Genomic DNA, 26,443 nt, shown 5'->3' with positions numbered 1-26,443 from the left:
GGAATGATGTGAATGGACAAGGTAATTTCAAATGAAATATTACAGCAATTCAAAGATAGGATGCGCTTAGGTGATGATGAGGATGATAACCTAAGACGTATCCTGTCTACGTCTAATAAGGATTTGCTAAGAGTTTGCGGTGACTATGATCTAAATAAAGACGAGGTGTTCAAAGAATTAGTCTTTGAACGCTCTCGTTATGTTTACAACGATGCTTTAGAGTATTTTGACAAGAATTTTTTAAGTCAGATTAATAGTCTAAGCATTGATAAAGCATTAGAAGAAATCAAACTGGACGGTGAATAATATGCGTCCTTTTCAATATAAAAAGTCATTAAATACAGGCGATTTCAGAAATCGAATTATCATTGAACAACCTGAAGTAATAAAAGATGAATTGAATCAAGAAGTTGAAACAGGTAATTGGCAGGAAGTTAAAAAAGCCTGGGCGATGATAAAAACGGTAAAAGGTTCCGAATACATTGAAGCTTCCGCTTCACAGGCTACACTGGTTTATCGGTTTGTAATTCCTTATACAACGGGTATTACAGAATTAATGCGAATTAATATGAAAGGTCGCATCTTTGATATCATCGAGCCACCAATGAATGATGATGAAATGAATCAAACATTGACCATTATCGCAAAGGAGCATGTTTAGTATGAATGATTTTGCGAGTGAGATTGCTAGAGAATTACAAAGATATGGAAAAGTTGTGGAAGAAGACTTAGAAAATGAAATTGATGAAATAGGAGATATTGCTGTAAGTAAATTAAAGCAAGCTAAGCCTAAAAAAACAGGTGGTTACCGTAAAGGGTGGCGTAAGAAAAAAGATGGGAAGAACGTTGTCATTCATAATACAAAGGGGCAATTAACACATCTTTTAGAAAATGGACATGCCAAAGTTGGTGGTGGTCGAGTTCCAGCGCAAGTGCATATTCGTCCAGTTGAAGAGTATGTAATTGAAGAATTGCCAAGACGTATCGAAAGGGCGATTCAAAAATGACATTAGGTGAATTAATAAAAGTCCTTGAAGCTACAGGTTATCCTGTGGCTTATTCGCATTTCACAGCAACGCCAAGTAATCCGGTTCCAGCGCCACCTTATATTTGTTTTCTTGTGGACGGTTCAGCAAATTTAATGGCTGATAACAAGGTATATCACAAGATAAATGATTTAAATATAGAGCTTTATACAACTAAAAAGGATTTAGTTGTGGAAGCCAAGCTAGAACAAGTTCTAGATGATTATGAGATTCCTTATGATTCGCCAAACGAGGGGATTATTGAATCTGAAAAAATGTATCAAAAAATATACGAAACGAGGTTGATATAAATGAATGAAAACAAGGTAACATTCGGTTTGAAAAATGTACATTATGTACCATTAGATACTAAGGATTTTTTAGTTAAATTCGGGACACCGATTCCATTACCTGGTGGAGTTGAACTGACTTTTGAGCCACGCGGTGATTTAATTGAATTTTATGCAGATGACATGCTTTATTACGCGGCAAGTAATAACCAAGGTTACGATGGAACATTAAGTATTGCTACTATCCCAGAGCAATTTGCTATTGATGCACTTGGTGAGGAATTAGACGAAACGGATGGCGTATTAAATGAATTGGCTGATGCAAAAGGAAAACCATTCGCATTACTATTTGAGTTTGATGGTGATGTGAACGCAACCCGTCATGTTATGTATAACTGTTCAGCAAGTCGTCCAACGATTGCATCTAAAACAAAAACAAGTTCTGCTGAACCAAATACAAATGAACTGAAGTTTGTTTCTAGCCCAATTGTTTTAGTGCCTGGTGGAAGACCAATGGTTAAAACGAAAACGACTGCCAAAACAACACAAGCACTTTATAACGATTGGTACAAAAAAGTGTATGTAAAAACACCAGCAGCACCAAAAGGAGCGTAAGCAGATGGAAAAGACGATTACTATAGACGGTAAACAGGTTCGATTAAAAGGTACAGCAGCAACAGTTAAAAAGTATAAAGCGCAATTTAGACGTGATTTATTTGCGGATATGTTTGGATTAGGAATCATTTCACCAATTACACCTCAAGATGGTTCACAACCTACTATTGATTTAGCAAATGCTGATTTAAGTAAAGTGGATTTTGAGGTTATTTATGATTTAGTTTGGTTATATGCAAAAACAGCAAACCCAGAAATCGCTGATCCGATTACATGGTTAGATGGATTTGATGAATTCCCTATTTCTGAAATTATTCCAGAAATCATGGATCTGATCCAAAGTACGATGGGAGCAAAAAAAAAATAAAGAAAACTAATGAAGAGCAAGGGACTTTCGGTGATGAAGAGTTAACAACCGATACGTTCCTTGCTCTTTGTTATAAAGCGAAATTATCACATGGTGATTTAGAAGAAATGACTATTGGTGATTGTTTTGATTATATTGCTGAATTCGCTGAGATGGAAAATCCAAAGAAAGAAAAAGTAAGAAAAGCAACTCAAAAGGACTTTAATGCTTTCTAAGGAAGAGGGGTGAACATATGGCAGGAGGAAGAATTAAAGGGATTACTATCTCTATTGACGGAGAAACTACAGGGCTTCAAAATGCTTTGAAAGATGTTAATAAACAAAGCGATTCTTTGGCTAAAGAACTAAAAGATGTTGAACGGTTGCTAAAATTTGATCCAGGTAATATTGAAGCATTAGCCCAAAAACAGCAGTTACTTACTCAACAAATTGATAACACAACACAAAAGCTAGATAAATTGAAGGCAGCTGAGCAACAAGTTCAAGCGCAATTCCAAAACGGAAAAGTTTCAGAAGAACAGTATCGTGCGTTTAGGCGTGAAGTTGAATTTACACAAGGATCACTTGATGGGTTGAAAAATAAGCTTGGAAACATGAAAGCTGAGCAAGAAAGTGTAGCAAGCTCGACCAGGCAATTAGAAACCTTATTTAGTGCTACAGGAAAAAGTGTTGATGACTTTGCAGGAGCATTAGGTAATCGTCTTGTAAATGCAATTAAAAGTGGATCGGCTACAAGTCGCCAGTTAGAACAGGCAATTGGTCTTATTGGTCGTGAAGCTTTAGGAGCAGAAACAGATATAGAAAAATTACAACGTGCACTTCGCTCTGTGGATGCTGGAAACTCCATACAACAAGTACGAAATGAGTTAAGAGATTTACAACAAGAAGCCGGAAGAACAGAGGAAAAGTTTGAAGGACTTAAAATAGGACTAGAAAATGTCTTAGGTGGTATGGCAGCGGGTGGCGGTATTGCAAGTGCAGTTGAGCAAGCAATGGACATGTCTAAATTAAAAACAAAGATTGATATCACTTTTGATGTTCCGGAGTCTTCGAAAAAGTCAGTAGAAGAAGCTGTAAGGGGCGTAACTACTTATGGTGTGGATGCAGAAGAAGCCTTAGAGGGCGTTCGAAAAGGATGCTTCTGATGAAACGAATGCTGCTGTAGTTAAAGGAGCGGCAACGATTGCCTCAAGTTATGCAGGTATTGATTTTAATGAGCTTATACAGGAAACAAATGAGATTGGTGCCACATTAGGGATTACTAATGAAGAAGCTTTAGGATTAGTTAACACGTTATTAAAAACAGGTTTTCCACCTGAACAATTAGACATTATTGCTGAATATGGTGACCAAATGGTTCAAGCTGGATTTACAGCTAAAGAAGTTCAAGGAATTATGTCAGCTGGTGTAGACACGAAAAGTTGGAATATAGACAATCTATTGGATAAAAAATTGTCCCTATGAGTGGCGACATTCATAGAAAACTCCTTTAATTCAGTGGAACTCTCAAAAGAGACAATACTGAGCGAAGCCTTTAATTTAGGAACGTGCAACGACTAGCTGAAAAGCGTAGGGTGTAAGCAAATGACATCCGAAATGGGGAGCATCTTATATAAAGATGATGATATAGTCTGGTCTGTATAGTGATATACAGAAGTTCATAAGAGAACTGACAGGATGTTGCGAATCCTGTTGAACATATCGGGTGTTAAAGAAGGCCGTATCAAAATGGCTGAGTTTGGTGCCGGTGTAGATAAGTCCATGCAAGCGGTTTTAGATAAAACAAAGATTTCAGCCGATCAATTTGAAAAATGGGGACAAGCAATTGCTGGCGGTGGTGAAAATGGACAAAAAGCGATGCTTGAAGCAACCAAGGCTTTAGCTGGTGTTGAAAATGCGACAGACAGAAATGCGCTTGGCACGAAGATGTTCGGTACCCTTTGGGAAGACCAAGGAAAGAAAATTATCGATACGATTCTAAAGGCAGAAGGTAAGCAAGTTGATTTGAAAAAAGGAGTAGAAGATTTACATGGAGCAACTTCTAAAATAGATGCAAGTCCAGCTGTTAAGTTTCAAAAAGCCATGGAAGATTTAAAAATGGCTCTTGAACCAGTTTTATTAGTGGTAGCAGATCTTGTTTCTAAATTTGCAGAATGGATTTCTGACAATCCGGAATTAGCAGCAACATTAGCGGCTATAGCAGTAGCTATCGGGGTTATTTCTGGTGCGGTTATGGCACTTGCTCCTATAGTTATGGCGATCATGGGCCTGTTTGGTGTCGGAGCAGGAATAGCGGCTGCGATTGTTGCTGTTGTTCCTCTTATCATAGCCGCTATAGCAGCTCTAGGAATTGCAATTTATAAAAATTGGGACGATATCCAAAAATGGACCATCGAGGTATGGAATTCAATTACAGAATTCCTAATAGGAATATGGGACGGCATATCCCAATGGGCAACAGAAACATGGGAAAGTATTAGCGAATCTACCGCTTCTGCTTGGAATTCAATTAAAGAGTTTTTAGCAGAACTATGGAATGGAATAATGGAGTCCCTATCTGAAACATGGAATTCTATTGTTGAAACTACTACGGAAACATGGAATTCCATCGTGGAGTATTTGACCGGTATTTGGAATGGGGTAGTTGAAACATTATCAGGAGTTTGGAATAGTATCAGCCAAACCACTTCTGAAGTGTGGACAGCGATTAGTGAGTTTTTCATTAGCACCTGGAATGGGATAGTTGCTTTTATAACACCGATTTTACAAGGAATAGCTGATTTCTTTGCAATGATTTGGAATGGCATTTCAACAGTGATTCAAACGGTATGGAATTTCATTACACAATACTTACAGGCGATTTGGACAGCTATTTTATACTTTGCTACACCAATATTTGAAAGTATCAAGAATTTTATTTCTGAATGTTGGAATACCATTAGCTCTACTACAAGTTTTGTATGGGAAACGATTAAGAATTTCTTAGTTTCCTGTTGGAATGGGCTTGTAGCATTTGTCATGCCGATTTTTGAACAAATCAAGTCTTGGATCATTACTGTTTGGGATACAATTAGTTCCGCAACAATGGCTGTGTGGAATGCAGTGAAGAATTTCTTGCAAGCATGCTGGAATGGATTAGTCGCTATTGTAACACCAATTTTTGATGCAATAAAAAACTGGATTGTGAATGTATGGAACACGATTAGTTCCACTACAAGTGCGGTATGGAATGCGATTAAAAGCTACCTTTCTAGCTTATGGAATTCAATTGTTTCCACAGCAAGTTCTGTATTCAATAACATCAAGGAAGCTATTTCAACTGTTTGGAATATGATTAGTAGTACAAGCAGTAGTATCTGGAATAGTATTAAGTCCACACTTTCGAGCATTTGGGAAGGGATAAAATCAACAGCATCTTCGGTTTGGGATGGACTAAAAGAAGCTATTATGACTCCTGTTCGTTGGGTAACAAATGCTGTTAGTGGAGCGTTTGAAGGAATGAAATCGGCTGTATTAGGTGTATGGGATGGAATTAAAAGCGGTATTAAAACAGCGATTAATGGAATTATTCGTATCATAAATAAATTTATAGATGGTTTTAACACGCCAGCAGAATTATTGAATAATATACCAGGTGTTAGTGCTCCGACTATTCCGCATGTTCCTATGCTTGCTAAAGGTGGAAAACCTGTAGGGGATGGCTCATTTATTACTGGAGAAAAAGGACCTGAGATGTTTACGAAAAGAGGTAATTCAATTACAGTTACTCCGTTATCTTCGAAAGAGAGATCGCTTGGCATCACTGGAACTATGAATCAATTAATGGGCGATATGAGCCGTATGATGGCTAATTCTATGAGTCAGTTATCAGGCTTAAAGAGCGTTATGAGTGGTGTATACGGAAGTATGTCAAACAGTAGGCAAGCAATGACAGCTAGTGTTGCAAATCAAGTGTTTAATTATTCGTCAGGAACATCTGGCGGTAATGGAGTAATTCCGATGCTCGGAGGAGATTTAGTAGTTGAAGTACCTGTTAGTTTAGAAGGACGAGACGTGGCACGTGGTACTTATAGATATACAACTGAATATCAAGAAAGAGAAGCACAGAGAGATTCAGACTTTTAAGTTTGAGTCTCTTTTATTTTTAAACGAAATGAGGTGTTAACATGAGTTCTTTTACATTTAACAAAATACGTAAAGACTTTATTCAAATAGAAAAGGGATGGAGTCCACCGACATGGGCACCTCTAAAGCGAAATTTTTTAAAAACACCTGGATATCCAGGTGCAAGATTATTAGGTACAGAAACGGACCCTCGTCCACTTCCTGTACCTGTAGGAATTATTGTTCCAGATAAAACGAATTTAGAAACGTTAAAGGAAGAAATATCAGCTTGGTTAATTACAGAAGAAGCGGTCGAGCTAGTTTTTGATGCAACTCCTGATAGAACGTATATAGCTGTTATTGATGAAGATTTTAATCTTGATGATTTCGTTACATTAGGTAAAGGTACTTTGAAGTTTACTTGTCCTATGCCTTATAAATTAGGACCTACTCGAACGGTAGAATTTGAAATGGATGGACGCGGATTAATAGCAAATGTTCAAAACAAAGGAAGTGTGGAATCCAATCCGATTATAGAAGTTGAAGTAACGAAGCCTTCCACATTTCTTGATGTATGGAATGGAACGAATTATTTTCGCATTGGATATCCGCTTAAAGCTGATCAAATTCCTGTTGAAAGGAATCAGCGTGTATTGTGGGATGAAATGTCCACCACTGTAGGATGGACGAATGTAGCTAAAACAGAGGATATGACAGGTGGAGGAAAGTTTAAAACAGACGGATATCGTTTTATGGCTGAATATCTGGGCGAACCTGCAGTAAAAGGGTGGCATGGTTGTATAGCCAAAAAAAATATTCCACAAGGACCATTACAGGATTTCATCATGCAAGCTTATGTACAAATTAATAGTCATCATTGGGATCAAATGGGACGTGTGGAAATAGGTCTTCTCGATGAAAATAGTGATTATGTGGCCCGTATATCTATGTCGGATGTTCAATGGGAAGCGGAACAAAATAGTGGATTTGCTAGTGTAGGGAATAATAAAAAGCCGGGTGGGCAAGTTTTTATCAACGAGCATGGAGATCATCCAGATACTTGGTCTAACTTCAGAGGTCGCTTATGGCTTGCAAGAACAGGGAACAGATGGGAAGCATATATTTCTAAATTTATATTAGGTACGGAAATTGATGACGCGGAACGGTTTGTAGTTTGGATAGACGAAGGTAATGTCAATATGAATAAAGTCGCTCAAGTTCAAATCAGTATTTCTCAGTTTTCAAACAACATGTTTTGTTCGCAAATGTCCATTGATGACTTGAAAATTTGGAAAGTTAACATGAATACACAAAGCAATCCTCCTTATATCTTTGATGTTGGAGATAAAGTATCCATTGATACAGAGAGAAGCCTGGTAACTATAAATGGTAAGAGTGCTATTAATCTAAAAGATATATTTAGTGATTATCCGGTTGTTAATAAAGGTTCAAACACACTAGAAGTTATGCCTTCAAACGTTGGAAAAGCAAAGGTAATATACAGGGAGAGATTTAGATGAGAACACCTAACGGAACACTTCATGTTGTCGATTTTCAAACAGAACAAATCGTTTCCGTTATTCAATCTAAAGATTATTGGGATGATAAACGTCATTGGGAAATCAAGAACAATATTGATAAGTTTGATTTTACAACGGCTAATGGTACAGAACAGGCAGCTACACTCATGCAACAAAACTTAGTGTTAAAAGAGGTGCGTAGCGGTGTTATTGTCCCGTATGTAATTACTGAAGCTGAAAAAGTTTCTAATGATAGATCCGTAATTACTTATGCATCTGGTGAATGGATTTTATTAGCAAAAGCAGGTGTTATCAATCCTCAACGAATTGAAGGGAAAACGGTCAATGAGTTTATTGACATAGCTTTAAAAGGGACAAAGTGGAAACGAGGTCGTACAGAATACTCTGGTTTTCATACAATGACTATCAATGAACCTATCGACCCGCTTAAATTTTTAAAGGATATCGCTTCTCTTTTTGATTTGGAGATTGTGTATCGTGCTGAAGTTGTTGGTAATCAATTCGTTGGTCGTTATGTGGACATGGTTAAGAAACGTGGTCGAGAAATAGGTAAAGAAGTAACTCTTGGTAAAGATTTAATGGGAATCAAACGTATTGAAAACTCTCAAAATATCTGTACAGCGCTTATGGGATTCGTTAAAGGTGAAGGAGATAAGATAATTACAGTTGAGAGTATTAATAATGGTTTGCCGTACATCGTAGATAGCGATGCGTTCCAGCGCTGGAATGAAAAAGGGCAACATAAATTCGGCTTTTATACGCCAGAAACAGAACAAGATATAACTCCAGAACGTTTAATGACTCTTATGAAAACAGAGCTAAAGAAACGTGTTAATACATCTGTTTCTTATGAAGTAAATGCACAAAGTATTGGTCGTGTATTTGGACTAGCTCATGAGTTGATAAATGAAGGGGATACGATTCGAATAAAGGATACAGGCTTCACACCTAAGTTATATCTTGAAGCAAGGGCAATCGTTGGTGATGAATCACATACAGATCCTTCGCAAGATAAATATGTGTTTGGTGATTATAGTGAGATTGTTGATCCAAATGAAGAATTGCGTAAGCTCTATAATAAAGTCTTAGCTTCTCTTGGGAATAAACAAGAAATTCTAGATCAGCTAGATGAGTTGGTTAAAGAGACTGCTGAACAAGCTAACAATGCTCAAAAAGAATCTGAAGCCGCAAAGAAACTTGCTGAAAAAGTACAAGAAAATTTGAAGAACTATCAAACTACTATTATTGAAAGTAAAACAGCACCAACCACAGGATTAGAAGCTGGTAAAACAATTTGGCGTGATATTAGTAATGGTAAGCCTGGTATTTTAAAAGTGTGGAACGGTAACGGATGGGAATTGCTGATTCCTGATGTGGAAGCAGTAAAGAAAGATACTCTGGAGCAAGTGAATAAAGATATCGCAGCCACAAAAAAAGAATTAAATCAAAAAGTGGAAGATGCTCAAAAAGAAGTATCAGGGCAATATAACAAAGTAACGGAGAACCTTAAAGAAGTCACGAGAACTATTTCTAGTCTGAAAAATGAACAGGGTGAAATAGATAAAAAAGTTACTAGTATGCAGCAGACAAACGAAGGTTTTACTAAAAATATTGAAGCGTTAACAAAAAAAAACGGTGAAATCACTGAAAAATTAAATACAGTAGTAGAAACTTCTGAAGGTACGAAAAAGATAATCTCTGAGGTGCAGCAAACAACAAATGATCTAAAGAAAACCTCAACTGAAATTACAGAAAAAGCTGGGGAAATCAGTGAGAAGTTAGAGAGCGTAGAAAAGAAAATTGCTAATACCAAAATAGGTGGGCGTAACGTTGTAGTAGGTACAACTATTCCGACTGTTATGGTTGGTACTAATATTAATAACCAATCAGCAACTATTTACAGATTTGCAGCAGGTGATTCCCGCGACATTATGGACGGCAAGGAGTTTATGGTGTCCTTTGACTGGGAGGTTATCGGTAATGCACCAGCGGGTAAGATGTACATGCAGGGAAGTAATCCCTATCCAGGGTTTACAGGTGCTGTTACCTTTAGTTCTACGAATCAAAAGGGTAGATATTCCCGCGTTGCTTCAATCCCTACAGGTACAGCAGCGTTTCTTGGTGTAAACATGCGTTGTGATGGTTTGGTAGGTACTCTGAAAATTAGTAATTTCCAAATAGAAATAGGTAATAAAGCAACTGAATGGATGCCTGCTCCGGAAGACCAAGTAACAACGGATGAATTCACCAAGAAAACAAATGAGATTATCAAAAGTGTGGAAGGTACTACAGAAACTATTAAAAAAGTAGAAAAAGCACAAGGTGATTTCACTGAACGGGTTAACACTGTAGAAAAGAATGCAGAAGGATTCAATCAAAGCGTTAAAAAATTACAAGAAACACAAACTGATCAAGGGAAAACAATAACTCAAGCTAACGCAACGATAAAGCAACATTCTGAAGCATTGGAGCTAACAATACAAAAGAAAGATGTTGAGGAGTATGTAGGTGGTTTAGGTACTGTCAATGAGGTGCGTGATGCTGATTTTAAGTTAGGACAAAAATACTGGTTTTGGAATACTGGTAACGGGGCTGTTGGTTCTGTCGATACAAATCTGAAATACAAAGGTATGAATACATTCTCAATTACCGTTACTGGACAGACTCAAGATCGTTGGTGGGGCCTAACAAGTCAATTTATCGAGTGTCAAGTTAATGAGGACTTTGTTGCATCAGGTTATTTCAATACTGACGGGAAAACACCTATTGATAGTGGGGGTGCATTTATTGAAATTGAGTGGTGGACTGCTGACAAAAAAACTCGTATTAAAACAACTAGAACGAATGTCAAGGTTGTAAATAATACGTGGGTTCGTGCTGTATGCACAGACAAAGCACCTGCTAATGCATCGTTTGTAAGATGGCGTTATTATGTTACAAGAAATGGGCGTTTGTGGTGTGCTGCACCTATGCTGCAACGTGGGACTATAGCAAGTGAATTTTGGTTACATCCGAAAGATCAAAATGATGTTGATAAGATACTAGATGATATAGCCGATAGAGTAGTAACTGAGAATTACAATAAAAAAGTAACGGACCTTGAGAGGGGAATAAAAGCTACAGCAGACGGCATCGAATTAACCTCGAAGAAACAAGAAACCTTTATAAATGAGACTTACGCCGCTTATGTAAAAGAAACGGGTTCTAAGCTTAAAGTTCTTGATGAAGGAATCCTTGCAGAAGTTAAAAAAGGGAATATCATCGCAGCTATTAACTTTTCATCAGAAAAATTAGTAATAGATGTTTCAAAGGTAAATATCAATGCAGATACAATGGTGAAATGGTTAACAGCAAAAGGTATAGATACGAATATCATTAACGTTAATGGTGATAAAATTACCATTGATAAAAATGGTGTAACTGTTAAAATGCTAGACTTCTTATTCCAGGACGAATGGGGAACAAAAACAACAGCAGTATCAAGACGAAACTTAATAGCAGATCCCGATTTTTCTAGTGTTGGAAAGAAAAATATTGGACATGCAGATTACTATGGTTTTGAAGGCGGATATGGTCTTGCTTGGAAGTCACAGGGCAATGTAGTTATAGAAAAAAATACACATGTATTTGATTACGAACAAATGGTTAATGCAGCAAGGGTAGATATGTACAACTATCCAGAAGCGGTGGTTAACAATGGGATACATCCAGGAAACGAATATACATTATCTGCTCACTTTAGAACGTCTATGATAAATGGTGTGCGTAAGACAGCAAAGCCTCGATTACACGTATGTTGTGTGAAGTTTAGGGATAATGTTTCCTATGACATTTGGAATGAACAAAAAATGGACTTCCCGGAGCCATCTATTTTCTATGGTGAAATTAGAAGATATTCATTCACGTTTACAGTGCCTAAAAACTACATTCCACAAGAGCATGCGCTTGTTATTAAAGTCTATTCTGGCAATGGACAAATAAGTGCAGGGACAGCAATATGTGTATCAGGTGTAACACTATACAGTGGTAAATATGCATCTATGTATAACTGGGATCGAGCAGCAGCAGAAAGAGCCGCTGGTATTCAACCATTTAATAGTATTGCAGTAGGCGGTGTAAATAACAACATAGGTCCGGCACCTGATGGTCAAACGTTTGATGTATCAACAGAAAAAGAAGTTAAGTTCTTTACTAATATACGAGCAACACAAGGTGTTAATCTTGGTGGAAATGCATTTCAAAGCTGGGGGCATGTCCGTTTTACAGACGGAAGTCGTGGTACAGGTTTTTATGTTAATAACTCAAACGGTTGGCACTTTAATGCACTTGGATAGAAAGGAGAAAGAAAAAGTGACTCAATCTAATATTCCTATGATGCCCTTACAAGAGGGTGACGCCTTTCCTTTTATGGGAAGATTGGTAGATGCAAAACGAACGGAGACAGGAGTTTTTATTCAAATACCTATGGATATGTTAAATAATGCAGGAATTCCAAAAGGTATTAGTAAGGTTGAAGTTTGGAGGGAGATGGATGGGACAATAAAACTTCGAATTGCTACGTTGTGTGAAATATGTAAACGTGGAGCACGTCTATATGAATTAGATATGGGATTTGCGAAAAAGAATATTTGTTTAGATTGTTACACATCGCTGACAGGTAATTATCCGTCGCAAGAATTGCCAACAACAAATGAAAATACAACGCTAATAGAGCAGGAGCAGCAATAGCTGGTCTTTTTATTTTGAACAAAATACGGCTTTTGTATGAAAATTCCTGTGATGCATTCACCATGAATAAGGTTGTCTCATATTATGTAGAGATTGTCCTATTAAGATTTAAAAAGGATGTGAATGTATGGAAGACGTATATGCAAAAATCGACAGTCTAAAAGCAGAACAAAAAGAAATTATGCGAGATATTCGAAATTTAGAAACTCGTACAACGATTAATGAGAAAGACATTTCTACAATTAATAAGCAATTAGAAAAGATTAGCTTGAATACAACTTGGATTTTACGAATTATTATTAGCGCAATCACTATGTCAGTTTTGGGTTTAATATTAAAAGGGATGATTTAATATCTTAAAATAAAGGTACTTATTGAGAGAGGGACAAGCGTCTCTCTTTTTTATTATAAATAAGGAGATGGAAAGATGGATCGTATTGATGTATTAATGAAAGCATTTATTGCTACATTTGGTGGCTTTTGTGGGTATTTCTTGGGAGGATGGGATGCAACATTGAAAATCTTAGTAACGATGGCAGTTATTGATTATCTAACAGGCATGATTGCAGCAGGATATAACGGAGAATTAAAAAGTAAAGTTGGTTTCAAAGGCATCGCCAAAAAGGTGGTGCTTTTTCTTTTGGTCGGAGCAGCTACTCAAGCAGATGCGGTTGTGGGAACAAATAGCGCGATTCGTGAAGCAACAATCTTTTTCTTTGTCGGGAATGAGCTTCTTTCGCTTTTAGAAAACGCTGGACGAATGGGTATTCCACTTCCACAGGCTTTAACAAATGCAGTTGAGATTTTAGGTGGTAAACAAAAACAAGAAGATAGAAAAGGAGATGTTAAGTAATGGGACATATTATTGATATTTCAAAATGGAATGGTGACATTGACTGGCCTATAGCAAAACAATACGTTGATTTCATCATCGCTCGTGTACAAGATGGTTCAAATTATGTAGATCCATTGTATAAAGGCTATGTACAAGCTATGAAGCAGCATGACGTTCCGTTTGGTAACTATGCATTCTGTCGTTTTGTTTCTATAGAAGATGCAAAAGTAGAAGCTCGTGATTTCTGGAATCGCGGTGATAAGAATGCGACAGTCTGGGTAGCGGATGTTGAAGTTAAAACAATGAATGATATGCGAGCTGGTACACAAGCATTTATCAATGAATTACGCCGATTAGGTGCTAAAAAAGTTGGTTTATATGTTGGCCACCATATGTATGCTCCATTCGGTATGGCAAATGTGAAATGTGATTTTGTATGGATTCCACGCTACGGAGGGAATAAGCCAGCATATCCATGTGATATTTGGCAATACACTGAAACAGGAAATGTCCCCGGTATTGGGAAGTGTGACTTGAACCAATTAATTGGTAATAAATCGTTAGCTTGGTTTACAGAAGAGAAACAGCCAGAACAAGCTATTGCTAATGTTGGCTATCAATATGTTAAATCTGGTGGTTTTGGCATTTCATTGGTCCAGGAAGTCGTAAACGCTATGAATGAGCGTGGAACAAAAGGGAAAGTTGTCTCTGATCCATTAACTGGTTTAGCATATTTACAAACTGAAGTTTTGCCAAATGGTGAACTTGATAAAATTACAGCTTGGATGGACGAAAGAAACTGGTGGTACGAGTATTTGAAATAATACAAAAGAATAGTTTTATGAATAAAAATGTTACCTGATTCTATAGGTAGGTATTTATATGTTGATTTTCATCTTTATAGATGTTAGTGTAAAGGTACCGTTTCTTATTTATCTATGAACCAGTATCTGTAGAACGAATAGATTAATTTGAAAAAATCCCCTTTTGCACTCATATGCAGAAGGGGATTTTTATTTTTATGAAATTTAAAATTTACTTTTAGTTAATGCCTTTAATATTGGATTTATGATTTTACTCAACAAACGAAATGCGTTAAATATTGAACGAGTGACTTTCATAAAGGTAGAATTTCTTTTTAATTTAAACACCTACTTTTTATGTACTAGTTATATTTTTACTGTAGAATTTAGTACCTGTTCTTTTTAGGATTAATTTGTTTCCAGAATTAGCTTCAGCTTGCTTTAATTTCTCTATCTGTTGTAACGATGCAATTGTATTAGATTATTTTTTTTCGCAAGCAAATCCGTCTTTATCACGATCTAACTTAGCGCTGTATGCTGGATGAGAAGATGGTACTCCATTCGGATATTTTTTACGTAATTCTGTACAATTTGAGAAACTTTCACTAGCACCGCTGTTATTAATGGTAGATTTACTAGTTGATTCCTGTTGTTTTTGAGCTTCCTCAAGTTTACGTTGTTCCTCTTGTTTTTGAGCTTCCTCAAGTTTACGTTGTTCCTCTTGCTTTTGAGCTTCCTCAAGTTTACGTTGTTCCTCTTGTTTTTGAGCTTCCTCGAGTTTGCGTTGCTCCTCTTGTTTTTGAGCTTCTTCTTGTCTACGTGTTTCTTCAGCAGCCTTTTTCTCTTCTTTAGCTTTTATTTCCTGCTCTTCTTTTTCCTTCTCTTTTTTCTCTTGCTCTTCAGCTTTCTTATCTTTTTCTTTTTCACTCTTCTCTTGCTCTTGTTTTTCTTTTAATACTTTCTCATCAGCTCTTTTTTTATCAATTGCAGCTCGTTGCTCTGGAGTCATTGATTTATCAGCAAATACACCTGTTAAAATAAACGAAATGAATAATAATGGTAAGAAAATTAATATAACTAGACCTCTTGTTTTTTTGTTGCCAAAACGAATTACTTTCCCTGGTTTAATTAGGCCTATAATCAATGCAATTATTGCTAGCACTGATAATAGTAAAAATAAAAATGTTAATGCAGTAAACAAATAAAAAACCTCCTAGATGATATAATAATATTATTATATCAAACTTTAGAGATGTTAGGATTGTTTATGAAATAATAAAATATATGCTTAGAAATTTTTTCTTTCATATAAAATCATAACAATTTAACTGATCATGATTTACATATATAATAGAAGAAATTAAAAAATCCCTCTTTTGTTATCACCCTGTTGGCGTCAACCTCATGCGCCTAATGGCTACAAAAGACATCTACTTCGTACCATTTGGCCAAGATGCACCAGAGAAAAAACCGAACTCAATGGTAGCTCGTATGGAGTTACTTGAAGATACAGTATTGGAAGCGCTACAAGGAAAACAATTACAACCTGTTGTTGTAGAAAAATTCAGATATATGAATTAAAAAACGAAAAAAACGTACAATTTTTGTTGAAACCATCATTCTTACTGTAGAATATGATAAAATTAACGTTATTAAGATTAGAGGGGGCATTGTAAGCTCCTTCTAATTCTAAGTTATAGAAGGATTGGTATCTAGAAAGGGGCATAGTGATGGAAAAGCAAAAAACTTTTCATGTCGCTGTAGTTGGAGCAACCGGCGCAGTTGGTGAACAAATGTTAAATACTTTAGAGAAACGAGAATTTCCAATTGGGAAGTTAACGTTACTTTCATCTAAACGATCTGCAGGTAAGAAACTTGTATTTAAAGGCGAAGAATTTACAGTTCAAGAGGCAACTCCTGAAAGTTTTGAAGGAGTAGATATTGCACTATTTAGTGCAGGTGGATCTGTATCGAAACAATTAGCGCCAGAAGCAGCAAAGCGCGGTGCAATTGTTGTTGATAATACAAGTGCATTCCGTATGACAGAAAACGTGCCACTTGTTGTACCTGAAGTAAATGAAAATGATTTAAAAGAACATAATGGTATTATTGCAAATCCAAACTGTTCTACAATTCAAATGGTAGTAGCTCTTGAGCCAGTTCGCCAGCAATATGGTTTAAAACGAGTAATCGTTTCCACATATCAAGCTGTATCAGGTGCTGGTGCGGCAGCTATTGAAGAACTTCATGAACAATCACAAGCAATCTTAAATGGCGAAGAAGTAAAGGCGAATGTTTTACCTGTATCAGGTGACGAAAAGCATTTCCAAATCGCTTTTAATGCTATTCCACAGATTGATAAATTCCAAGATAATGGATTTACATTCGAAGAAATGAAAATGATTAATGAAACGAAAAAAATTATGCATATGCCTGAATTAGAAGTAGCTGCGACATGTGTACGTTTACCAGTTGTATCGGGTCATTCCGAGTCTGTGTACATTGAAGTAGATAAAGAAGGCGTAACAGTAGAAGAAATGAAAAACTTACTTGCAAATGCAGAAGGTATTGTACTGCAAGATAATCCAGCAGAGCAGTTATATCCAATGCCAGCTACTGCAGTAGGTAAAAATGAAGTATTCGTTGGAAGAATCCGTAAAGATTTAAATAATGATAAAGGATTCCACCTTTGGGTCGTATCTGATAACTTATTAAAAGGCGCTGCATGGAATTCTGTTCAAATTGCAGAGCGCTTAGTAAAATTACAATTAGTGTAAACGGCTAAGAGAAGGTGCAAAATATGAAAATTATTGTTCAAAAATTTGGTGGTACGTCAGTACGTGATGACAATGGGCGCAAGCATGCGCTTCACCATATAAAAAAATCGTTAGCTGCTGGTTATAAAGTAGTTACTGTCGTATCAGCAATGGGCCGTAAAGGTGAACCGTATGCAACTGATACGTTATTAAGTCTTGTAAATCAAGAGGAATCTAATATTTCTAAACGTGAGCAAGATTTATTATTATCATGCGGAGAATTAATCTCAGCAATTGTTTTCTCTAACATGTTGAATGAGAATGGTATAAAAGCAGCAGCATTAAATGGTGCGCAAGCTGGTTTTGTAACGAATAATGACTTTACGAATGCTAAGATTATTGAAATGAATTGCGATCGTATACATGAAGAGTTACAAAATGTAGATGTTATCGTCGTGACTGGATTCCAAGGTCAAACGAAAAATGGAGATACGACAACACTTGGACGCGGAGGTAGTGATACCTCAGCTTCAGCATTAGGTGTTGCGCTTCATGCTGAATATATCGATATCTTCACAGATGTTGAAGGTGTTATGACTGCGGATCCTTGTATCGTAAAAGATGCACGTCATCTTCAAACTGTAACATATAACGAGATTTGTAACATGGCTTATCAGGGTGCGAAAGTTGTTCATCCGCGTGCGGTTGAAATTGCGATGCATGCAAAAGTACCACTTCGTGTACGTTCTACGTATTCTGATAGTGAAGGTACGCTTATTGCGGCATATGATGGTGCTACAAAAGGGCAGGATGTAGAAGAACGTCCTGTTACAGGGATTGCCCATGTGTCAAACGTAACGCAAATTAAAGTGCTTGCAAAAGAAACTGCATATGATTTACAACAACACGTGTTTAAAGAAATGGCTAATGAAGGGATTAGTGTGGACTTAATTAACATTTCTCCTACCGGTGTAGCTTACACAGTAAAGGATAGTGTATCAGCGCGTGCAGTTGAGGTTTTAAAGCAACTTGGATATGATCCAGTGGTGACAGAGCATTGTGCGAAGGTTTCTATCGTTGGTGCTGGAATGGCAGGTATTCCAGGAGTTACAGCGAAAATTGTCACAGCTTTAGCGGAAAAAGGTATTCAAATTCTGCAATCAGCAGATAGTCATACGACAATTTGGGTTCTTGTAAAAGAAGCCGATTTAGTGGAGGCTGTGAATGCATTACATAGTGCATTTGAGCTTTCAAAAGAAAAGCAACTGGAACAATAAGGAGTGAGATCATGATAGATTTTGGGACAATTGCAACCGCGATGGTAACACCGTTTGATAAAAATGGTAATATCGATTTTGCAAAGACAACGAAATTGGTAAATTATTTAATTGATAACGGTACAACAGCAATCGTGGTAGGAGGGACGACTGGAGAATCTCCTACATTAACATCAGAAGAAAAAGTAGCGTTATATCGCCATGTCGTATCTGTTGTCGATAAAAGGGTGCCCGTCATCGCTGGAACAGGTAGCAATAATACGCATGCTTCTGTCGATTTAACAAAAAAGGCAACTGAAGTTGGTGTTGATGCAGTTATGCTAGTGGCACCGTATTATAATAAACCGAGTCAAGAAGGGATGTACCAGCACTTTAAAACAATCGCTGAAAGCACTCCGCTTCCGGTAATGCTATATAATGTTCCAGGACGATCTATTGTACAAATCTCCGTTGATACAGTTGTTCGTTTATCAGAAATAGAAAACATTGTTGCGATTAAAGATGCAGGCGGCGATGTATTAACAATGACAGAAATCATTGAAAAAACAGCGGACGACTTTGCAGTATACAGCGGTGATGATGGTTTAACATTACCAGCTATGGCAATTGGAGCAAAAGGTATTGTTTCTGTAGCATCTCATGTTATCGGGAATGAAATGCAAGAAATGATTGCTGCATTCCAAGCTGGAGAGTTCAAAAAAGCGCAGAAATTACATCAATTACTAGTAAAAGTAACGGATGCACTATTTATGGCGCCGAGCCCAACACCAGTAAAAACAGCATTACAAATGGTGGGATTAGATGTAGGTTCTGTACGTTTGCCACTTCTTCCATTAACGGAAGAAGAAAGAATAACGTTACAATCCGTAATGCAATCTATTCCTCGTTAATAAAAATGACCTAGTGTGAAACTAGGTCATTTTTATTTTGACTAACTATATGTAAGTGATGAAAATTAGCTATAGTTAATAGGCTGTAATAAGAAGGGGATGGCAGGGGGGAGAATTAGTAAGAAACTGATTACAGAGATAAGATTTTTTTAGTGAATATCGTTTCATGTTTATGTAAAGAATTTACATAAATATTTTTCCATCAAACTCTTATTACGTAGGGAAAATAGTAAAACTGATATGAATTTTGCCCTCTTAAATTATAATCTCATTTTAGTGTCTTCTCTTGTCTTTCGCATAATTTAACTTGTGTTCTATTTCTTGTATCAGTTATAATATGGCTAAGTAGCTTAGTACGGGTATGCTTAGCAAAATTGGTAAAAATTACGATTTAATGAAATTTTCATATCATATCGAATAAGATATTTGATTTATATAATGAAAGAGAGGTGAAACCTGGTTTAAAAAATTAACAAGGACATGATATCGCATAACGGTAAGGACATTCGTCTTGGACGGTGAATATATGGTGGTTGTAGAGTTTCCCCTGGTGTCTCTGCAATTTTAGTGAAATCAGTGTTTGCAAGATTTTTAAACCAGGCAACAACATGAAGAGAAAAGAGAATGAGTCTGTTAAAGTATTTGCTCTTGGCGGAGTAGGTGAAATCGGAAAAAACATGTACTGTGTTGAAATTGATTCTGAAATCTTTATTGTAGATGCCGGATTGATGTTCCCGGGAGATGAAATGTTTGGGATTGATATTGTTATTCCTGACATTACATATTTAGTAGAAAATCAAGAGCGAGTAAAAGGACTATTTATTACCCATGGTCATGAAGATCATATTGGTGGAATTGTTTATGTGCTTCGTAAATTATCTATTCCAGTATATGCGACGAAATTAACGGTAGGACTTATACAAGAAAAGCTTGGCGAAGCAGGAATGTTAGGCCGTGTAGACTTAAAAACAATTGACTCGAATTCAACAGTAGAGTTTAATTCAACAAATGTGTCATTCTTCGGAACGACACATAGTATTCCGGATTCTGTGGGTGTTTGTTTCCATACATCAAAAGGTGCTGTAGTATATACAGGAGACTTTAAATTTGATCAAACTCCAATCGGAAATAGTGGAGCAGATCTTGGGAAAATGGCGCAAATTGGAAATGAAGGCGTACTTTGCTTGTTATCTGATAGTACAAACGCTGAACGTCCTGGTTATACAGGTTCGGAAAAAGAAGTTGGTATAGAGATTTCTAAAGTATTCTATAGTTCAGAAGGGCGTATTATTGTTGCTTCATTTGCCTCCAATGTACATCGTATTCAACAAGTGTTTGATGCAGCTGCTGAAACTGGAAGGAAAGTGGCGGTAGTAGGACGTAGCATGGTGAAAGTGGTAGATATTGCAAGACGTCTTGGTTATTTAGATGTTCCAGAAGGTATGGTTATTTCATTACAAGAAATAGACAATTTCCCGGAAAAAAAGGTAGCTATCTTAACGACTGGTAGTCAAGGGGAACCGATGGCAGCCCTTTCTAGAATGGCGAAACAAGCTCATAAACAAATTTCAATTCGTAAAGGTGATACTGTTATTATTGCAGCTTCTCCAATTCCAGGAAATGAAGTATCTGTATCAAAAATTATTGACTTGTTATTTAGATCTGGTGCTGAGGTTATTTATTACGGTGAAAGAAAAGTTCACGTTTCAGGTCATGGTAGCCAAGAAGAATTAAAGCTGATGATAAATTTAATGAAGCCGAAGTATTTTGTACCCGTACATGGTGAGTTCCGTATGCAAAAAGCACATGCGTATTTAGCGGAAGATGTAGGTATTGCGAGAGAGAATATCTTTATCGTAGAAAAAGGCGATGTAATTGCTTTTGGTGACGATGAAGCAAAATTAGCTGGTAAAGTGCAAGCTGGTAATGTTTTAATTGATGGATTAGGTGTAGGTGACGTCGGTAACATCGTTCTTCGAGATAGAAAGATGTTATCTCAAGATGGAATTTTAGTTGTTGTTGTAACACTTGGTAAGGATGAAAAGAAAATAATCTCTGGTCCAGAAATTATTTCACGCGGCTTTGTATATGTTCGTGAATCAGAAGCATTAATCGAACGATCCACAGATATTGTACGTATGATTGTTGAACAATCAATTAAAGAATATACAATTGAATGGTCTATGTTGAAACAAAATATTCGTGAATTATTAGGGCAGTTCTTGTACGAAGAAACGAAGAGAAAGCCAATGATTTTACCGATTATTATGGAAGTATAAAGAAGGTCACCTTTACAGGTGATCTTTTTCTTTTTTAACCCTATCGAATGAAATTCATAACTTAAGAAATAATAGTTATATACGAGTGAAAGGGGATGCGATATGACAGAACGTGATCGTTATACAAATGAAGAAAAAGAAGCTGAGCCGAAAGAAGTTCCAAAAGAGGCTTCTATAGTGGAGAAAATTCAGCAACTTGGACAGACAAATGTACCACAAATGAATGAATCGCGTATTCATTGCTTAACAATTGTTGGGCAGGTGGAAGGTCATATTCAGTTGCCACCACAAAATAAAACAACAAAATATGAACACATCATTCCGCAAATTGTCGCGATTGAACAAAATCCAAAAATTGAAGGTTTACTGTTAATATTAAATACAGTTGGGGGTGACGTTGAAGCTGGATTAGCGATTTCTGAAATGGTGGCTTCGCTTTCAAAACCAACTGTATCTCTTGTTTTAGGAGGAGGGCATTCAATCGGTGTACCGATCGCGGTCTCAACTGATTATTCATTTATTGCCGAAACAGCGACGATGACAATTCATCCGATTCGTTTAACAGGTCTTGTTATAGGTGTGCCACAAACATTTGAGTATTTGGATAAAATGCAAGAAAGAGTCATTCGATTTGTGACAAAGCATTCGAAAGTAACGGAAGATCGTTTTAAAGAGCTTATGTTTGCAAAAGGGAATTTGACGCGAGATATTGGGACGAATGTAATAGGTGGAGATGCAGTGAAATATGGTCTTATAGATGGTGTCGGTGGTATTGGTAGCGCACTTCGAAAATTAAACGAATTAATTGATGAACGCAAGGATAATAGTACAGAAGGGACAATGCTACAATGATTTTATATACAATTATGCCAGAGCAACTTGTGTATCCGGCCGATTATTCACAATGCGAAAGCCAAAAAGTTGTGAATATAAATGGCGTGGAATTAGTGGTTTCTGAGGAGGATAATCAATGTTACTCTATTGTACGTGTATTAAGTACGAATCCGTCTCACTACCTAGAGTTTGAGCCTGGACAGAAAATTACCTTTTAGCAAAAAGAAGGATTTTGTTTAGGAGCTATGGTATAATATAAAAAACAAGACGGTTGAGCAGCCATGAGTAGGCTGCTTTCTTCTGTTTATTTAACATTTTACAAGAAGTGTAAAAATAGAAGATATAAAGACCTGAAAAATAGAGAGAAAGACATGTAAGTAGAGCTTTTTTATAAGAAAGTTGTACTTAATTTTTAGAACACGAGGTGAAGAAATGGCAAAACAAAAGCAAAGAGGGACGAAGGCTAAGGCAAGACGTACGATAAAGCCAACTTTGTATTATGAAATCGTCGGGTTGACTCTTTTTGCACTTTCGATTATTACGATTTTACAGCTAGGTGTTGTAGGGAAATCGTTTGTGTTATTTTTTCGCTTCTTCTTTGGTGAGTGGTACATAATTGGTGTGTTAGGTGTAATAGCTTTATCTGTTGCGTTTGTAATAAAGCGGGGATGGCCCAACCTTTTAAATAAACGGCTAATAGGTGTTTATTTAATTGTACTAGCAATATTAATGTTTAGTCATATTACATTATTTAACCTGCTTACGAAAGATGGAGCTGTGCAAAATACTTCTGTAATTGTTAGTACAAAAGATTACTTTTTCCTTGAAATGAAAAAAGGCCCGGATAGTGTTCATTTAGGTGGTGGTATGTTCGGTGCACTGATGTTCGCAACGTGCTACTTCTTATTTGACGAAGTAGGGGCATATATCATTGGAATTATTTTAGTTATTCTTGGAATACTTTGTATAACAAATAAACATATTGGAGAAGTACTTGCTCCGGTAGGGAGAATTCTTAGAAGTCAGTTTCAAGTAATGCAAGGGGATTATAAAGATTGGAAATCTCAAAGGGTCGCCGAGCAAACTGAAAAGAAAAAAACAACAAGAAGCAAGAGGCATGAACGTGTTGCTGAACAAGAAGAAGCTATTGAGCCAGTAGAAGAAATAGAAATTGGTCCACCAATTATTTCGAATTTTACTGAGAATTATCCAGTACGTGAAGAGACGGAAAAGCAGATAGAAGAAAATGATTTAATCACTCCTCCGTTTATTGAAGAGGCAGTTCCGCCTGCGCCAGAAGAACAACCTCACAAGAAACGAGGAGAAAAAATCGTTGAATCGCTAGAAGGTGAAACGAAAGCACCTCCTATGCAATTTTCTAATGTGGAAAATAAAGATTATAAGCTTCCTTCGCTTGATATATTAAAGTTTCCCAAAAATAAGCAAGTTACAAATGAAAATGCGGAAATTTATGAAAATGCTCGTAAATTGGAACGTACATTCCAAAGTTTTGGTGTGAAAGCGAAAGTAACAAAAGTACATAGAGGTCCTGCAGTTACGAAATATGAAGTGTATCCTGATATGGGAGTAAAGGTAAGTAAAATTGTTAGTTTAAGTGATGATTTAGCGCTTGCTTTAGCAGCGAAAGACATTCGTATTGAAGCACCTATTCCCGGGAAATCAGCTGTAGGGATTGAGGTTCCGAATTCAGAAGTTTCTATGGTAACGCTGAGAGAAGTTCTTGATTCAAAGGCGAATAACCACCCAGAAGAGAAGTTATTAATCGGTCTTGGACGTGATGTTACAGGAGAGGCTGTATTGGCACGTTTAAATAAAATGCCCCATTTATTAGTAGCTGGTGCGACTGGTAGTGGAAAGAGTGTATGTATTAATGGAATTATTGTAAGTATTTTAATGCGTGCAAAACCGCATGAAGTAAAATTAATGATGATTGATCCGAAAATGGTAGAGTTAAATGTATATAACGGTGTTCCGCACTTATTAACACCAGTCGTAACTGATCCGAAAAAAGCATCACAGGCTTTGAAGAAAGTTGTGAGTGAAATGGAGCGTCGTTATGAATTATTCGCGCATAGCGGTACGCGTAACATTGAAGGATATAATGATTATATTAAAGAACATAATAGCCAATCGGAAGCGAAACAACCTGAATTACCATATATTGTAGTGATTGTGGACGAGTTAGCTGATTTAATGATGGTTGCTTCTTCGGATGTAGAAGATGCGATTATGCGTTTAGCGCAAATGGCACGTGCTGCTGGTATTCATTTAATTATTGCGACTCAGCGCCCGTCAGTTGATGTTATCACAGGTGTTATTAAAGCGAATATTCCATCGCGTATTGCATTTGCTGTATCTTCCCAAATAGATTCTCGAACGATTCTTGACGGTGGTGGTGCAGAAAAGTTGCTAGGTCGTGGAGATATGTTATTCATACCAATTGGTGCATCGAAACCTGTTCGTGTACAAGGGGCGTTTTTATCAGATGATGAAGTTGAGAGAGTCGTAGAATCTGTTATTGCCCAGCAAAAAGCGCAATATCAAGAGGATATGATTCCACAAGATGTTCCTGAAACAAAGCAGGAAGTAGAAGATGAATTATACGATGAAGCGGTTCAGCTTGTAGTAGAAATGCAAACAGCATCTGTTTCTATGTTACAACGTAGATTTAGAGTAGGATATACGCGAGCAGCTCGTTTAATTGATGCCATGGAAATGAATGGTGTAGTAGGTCCTTATGAAGGTAGTAAACCAAGGGGAGTACTCATTAAAGATGTGCAAGAAAAAAGTTCTTAAAAAAAGCCTAATTGTTTTTACAATTAGGCTTTTTTATATGCTGTTTTTGTTATATACTATAGTCATTGACGAAGAAAGGGCTTACATCTTTAAGGGTCCTTTAGAATACGAATGCTTATCGTTTTGGTTTTCAAAACGTTCGATATTTAATGTAGAAAAATGTTGAATTCTGTTGACACATATGGGAGCAAGTGGTAAGATTACTTCGAAAAGAATCACTGCCTCATATAATCTTGGAGATAAGGTCCATAAGTTTCTACCTGGCAACCATGAATTGCTAGACTATGAGGGGAAAAGTGTGTAACAAAGGATGTAAGGAATCTTTGTGCCGAACTTTTTCTCTATATGAGAAATGTTTATGGTACAAAGTTTTTTTTATGGAATAAAGTGTGAAAATTTCATCTTGAAAAATTATTAATATTTATTCGATAATTACGCTTATTTTTAGTATTTAGTAATTTATACTATGTTGTAAGTTGAAAAAAGAGAAAAGAAGTCTTACATCAGAGGTCGAATAATTGAAATGCGGGGGAGTCTTATGTCAGTAAAATCCGATAGTCGTCACCTATATTTGCGGGTGATTGATCACATCAAAGGAAAAATTAAAGATGGGGCTTACAAAGAAAAACAAAAGTTACCTTCAGAGTTTGATCTAGCGAAAGAACTTGGTGTAAGTAGGGCAACTTTAAGGGAAGCACTACGTATTTTAGAAGAAGAAAATGTTGTTATTCGTAGACATGGTGTAGGGACATTTGTAAATGCGAAGCCGTTATTTTCTTCTGGAATAGAGCAACTTTCTAGTATTACAGATATGATTTCTAGTGTGGGGAAAACACCAGGAACAATCTTTTTATCATCATCTACAACAACTTTAACAGAAGAAGAAAAAGAGAAATTTAATTGTGAAGATGCTTTTAGCGCAGTAATGATTGAACGTGTTCGTACAGCGGATGGGGAACCAGTTGTATATTGCATTGATAAACTGGCAAAAGAGATATTACCAGATTTATCGGGATACAATGAGGAATCGCTGCTTACAGTAATACATAATAATACGCACAAGCGTATCACATACGCAGTTGCTCACATTGAACCGATTGGTTATCACCCGAAAATTTCACCGATTTTAGAATGTGAACCTGAAACGGCACTGCTAGTTTTAAAACAAATGCACTATGATCAAAATGATGAGCCAATCTTATATTCTATTAATTACTTTAGAGCTGATAAGTTTAGCTTCCACGTATTAAGAAAACGTATGTAGGGAAGTTCCTTTTTAGGGA

22 protein-coding genes, 2 pseudogenes and 1 riboswitch are annotated in these 26,443 nt (G+C 36.7%); of the genes and pseudogenes, 23 read left to right on the top strand and 1 reads right to left on the bottom strand.

What is annotated here, in order from left to right; all coding sequences use genetic code 11:
- Window positions 1-12 precede the first annotated feature (12 nt).
- The 14 genes and pseudogenes from B5P42_RS27705 (at window position 13) to B5P42_RS27640 (ending at window position 14,328) form a co-directional block, all read left to right on the top strand.
- Window positions 13-306, top strand: coding sequence for a hypothetical protein (locus B5P42_RS27705; protein ID WP_113735739.1), 294 nt, complete (start codon window positions 13-15; stop codon window positions 304-306).
- A 1-nt stretch (window position 307) separates the two neighbouring features.
- Window positions 308-661, top strand: a complete 354-nt coding sequence (locus tag B5P42_RS27700; protein ID WP_113735738.1) for a phage head closure protein — start codon at window positions 308-310, stop codon at window positions 659-661.
- Between the two features lies 1 nt (window position 662).
- Entirely contained in the window at window positions 663-1,007 is a 345-nt protein-coding gene (locus tag B5P42_RS27695; protein ID WP_113735737.1) for an HK97 gp10 family phage protein, read from the top strand.
- On the top strand, window positions 1,004-1,336 hold the full coding sequence (locus tag B5P42_RS27690; protein ID WP_113735736.1) for a hypothetical protein: 333 nt from the start codon (window positions 1,004-1,006) through the stop codon (window positions 1,334-1,336). Before B5P42_RS27695 ends, B5P42_RS27690 begins: the two co-directional genes overlap by 4 nt.
- Window positions 1,337-1,930: a major tail protein gene (locus tag B5P42_RS27685; protein WP_113735735.1), complete on the top strand. Its 594-nt coding sequence runs from the start codon at window positions 1,337-1,339 to the stop codon at window positions 1,928-1,930.
- Window positions 1,931-1,934: 4 nt separating this feature from the next.
- On the top strand, window positions 1,935-2,297 hold the full coding sequence (locus B5P42_RS27680) for a hypothetical protein (protein ID WP_113735734.1): 363 nt from the start codon (window positions 1,935-1,937) through the stop codon (window positions 2,295-2,297).
- 232 nt (window positions 2,298-2,529) lie between these two features.
- Window positions 2,530-3,760 (top strand): annotated as a pseudogene (locus B5P42_RS27675) (hypothetical protein).
- 264 nt (window positions 3,761-4,024) lie between these two features.
- The gene (locus B5P42_RS27670) at window positions 4,025-6,421 is read left to right on the top strand and encodes a phage tail protein (protein WP_113735733.1); all 2,397 of its coding nucleotides are present in this window, start codon (window positions 4,025-4,027) and stop codon (window positions 6,419-6,421) included.
- Between the two features lie 41 nt (window positions 6,422-6,462).
- Window positions 6,463-7,920 carry a distal tail protein Dit gene (locus tag B5P42_RS27665; RefSeq protein WP_113735732.1) on the top strand — a complete coding sequence of 486 codons (1,458 nt, stop codon included), beginning with the start codon at window positions 6,463-6,465 and terminating at the stop codon, window positions 7,918-7,920.
- The gene (locus B5P42_RS27660) at window positions 7,917-12,275 is read left to right on the top strand and encodes a phage tail spike protein (protein WP_113735731.1); all 4,359 of its coding nucleotides are present in this window, start codon (window positions 7,917-7,919) and stop codon (window positions 12,273-12,275) included. The genes B5P42_RS27665 and B5P42_RS27660 overlap by 4 nt, the downstream gene beginning before the upstream one ends.
- A gap of 37 nt (window positions 12,276-12,312) precedes the next feature.
- Entirely contained in the window at window positions 12,313-12,669 is a 357-nt protein-coding gene (locus B5P42_RS27655; protein ID WP_113735749.1) for a hypothetical protein, read from the top strand.
- 127 nt (window positions 12,670-12,796) lie between these two features.
- Window positions 12,797-13,021, top strand: a complete 225-nt coding sequence (locus B5P42_RS27650; protein ID WP_113735730.1) for a hypothetical protein — start codon at window positions 12,797-12,799, stop codon at window positions 13,019-13,021.
- A 75-nt stretch (window positions 13,022-13,096) separates the two neighbouring features.
- A complete protein-coding gene (locus tag B5P42_RS27645) occupies window positions 13,097-13,522 on the top strand; it encodes a phage holin family protein (protein ID WP_113735729.1) in 426 nt (141 codons plus the stop codon).
- Window positions 13,522-14,328 (top strand): GH25 family lysozyme, encoded by an 807-nt coding sequence (locus tag B5P42_RS27640; protein ID WP_113735728.1) that lies wholly within the window; start codon window positions 13,522-13,524, stop codon window positions 14,326-14,328. Before B5P42_RS27645 ends, B5P42_RS27640 begins: the two co-directional genes overlap by 1 nt.
- A 460-nt stretch (window positions 14,329-14,788) precedes the next feature.
- On the opposite strand, the gene B5P42_RS27635 is transcribed toward B5P42_RS27640, so the two are convergent.
- Window positions 14,789-15,508 (bottom strand): excalibur calcium-binding domain-containing protein, encoded by a 720-nt coding sequence (locus tag B5P42_RS27635; protein WP_113735727.1) that lies wholly within the window; start codon window positions 15,506-15,508, stop codon window positions 14,789-14,791.
- Between the two features lie 191 nt (window positions 15,509-15,699).
- Between B5P42_RS27635 and spoVFB the strand changes: the two are divergent.
- The 9 genes and pseudogenes from spoVFB to B5P42_RS27585 all read left to right on the top strand — a co-directional run.
- Window positions 15,700-15,888, top strand: a pseudogene (spoVFB, locus tag B5P42_RS27630) (dipicolinate synthase subunit B); the annotation flags it as partial.
- Window positions 15,889-16,037: 149 nt separating this feature from the next.
- Window positions 16,038-17,084 (top strand): aspartate-semialdehyde dehydrogenase, encoded by a 1,047-nt coding sequence (gene asd / locus B5P42_RS27625; RefSeq protein ID WP_002014577.1) that lies wholly within the window; start codon window positions 16,038-16,040, stop codon window positions 17,082-17,084.
- Window positions 17,085-17,107: 23 nt separating this feature from the next.
- On the top strand, window positions 17,108-18,340 hold the full coding sequence (dapG, locus tag B5P42_RS27620; protein ID WP_113735726.1) for an aspartate kinase: 1,233 nt from the start codon (window positions 17,108-17,110) through the stop codon (window positions 18,338-18,340).
- 11 nt (window positions 18,341-18,351) lie between these two features.
- Complete coding sequence (gene dapA / locus B5P42_RS27615) at window positions 18,352-19,230, top strand: 4-hydroxy-tetrahydrodipicolinate synthase (protein WP_002014579.1); 879 nt, start codon at window positions 18,352-18,354, stop codon at window positions 19,228-19,230.
- A gap of 608 nt (window positions 19,231-19,838) precedes the next feature.
- Window positions 19,839-21,509, top strand: a complete 1,671-nt coding sequence (locus tag B5P42_RS27610) for a ribonuclease J (RefSeq protein WP_002014581.1) — start codon at window positions 19,839-19,841, stop codon at window positions 21,507-21,509.
- Between the two features lie 102 nt (window positions 21,510-21,611).
- Window positions 21,612-22,361 (top strand): translocation-enhancing protein TepA, encoded by a 750-nt coding sequence (gene tepA, locus B5P42_RS27605; protein ID WP_002014582.1) that lies wholly within the window; start codon window positions 21,612-21,614, stop codon window positions 22,359-22,361.
- Entirely contained in the window at window positions 22,358-22,561 is a 204-nt protein-coding gene (locus tag B5P42_RS27600) for a YlzJ-like family protein (RefSeq protein WP_002088064.1), read from the top strand. The genes tepA and B5P42_RS27600 overlap by 4 nt, the downstream gene beginning before the upstream one ends.
- Before the next feature lie 214 nt (window positions 22,562-22,775).
- Entirely contained in the window at window positions 22,776-25,160 is a 2,385-nt protein-coding gene (locus B5P42_RS27595; RefSeq protein ID WP_113735725.1) for a DNA translocase FtsK, read from the top strand.
- A 203-nt stretch (window positions 25,161-25,363) separates the two neighbouring features.
- Window positions 25,364-25,465, top strand: a riboswitch (purine riboswitch).
- 233 nt (window positions 25,466-25,698) lie between these two features.
- The gene (locus B5P42_RS27585) at window positions 25,699-26,424 is read left to right on the top strand and encodes a GntR family transcriptional regulator (protein WP_002088063.1); all 726 of its coding nucleotides are present in this window, start codon (window positions 25,699-25,701) and stop codon (window positions 26,422-26,424) included.
- Window positions 26,425-26,443 lie beyond the last annotated feature (19 nt).

The sequence above is a fragment of the Bacillus sp. SRB_331 genome (assembly GCF_003264175.1).
Lineage (GTDB): Bacteria > Bacillota > Bacilli > Bacillales > Bacillaceae_G > Bacillus_A > Bacillus_A mycoides.
Note: the sequence above shows the minus strand (reverse complement) of the source record. Positions and strands in the feature narration are given on the sequence as shown.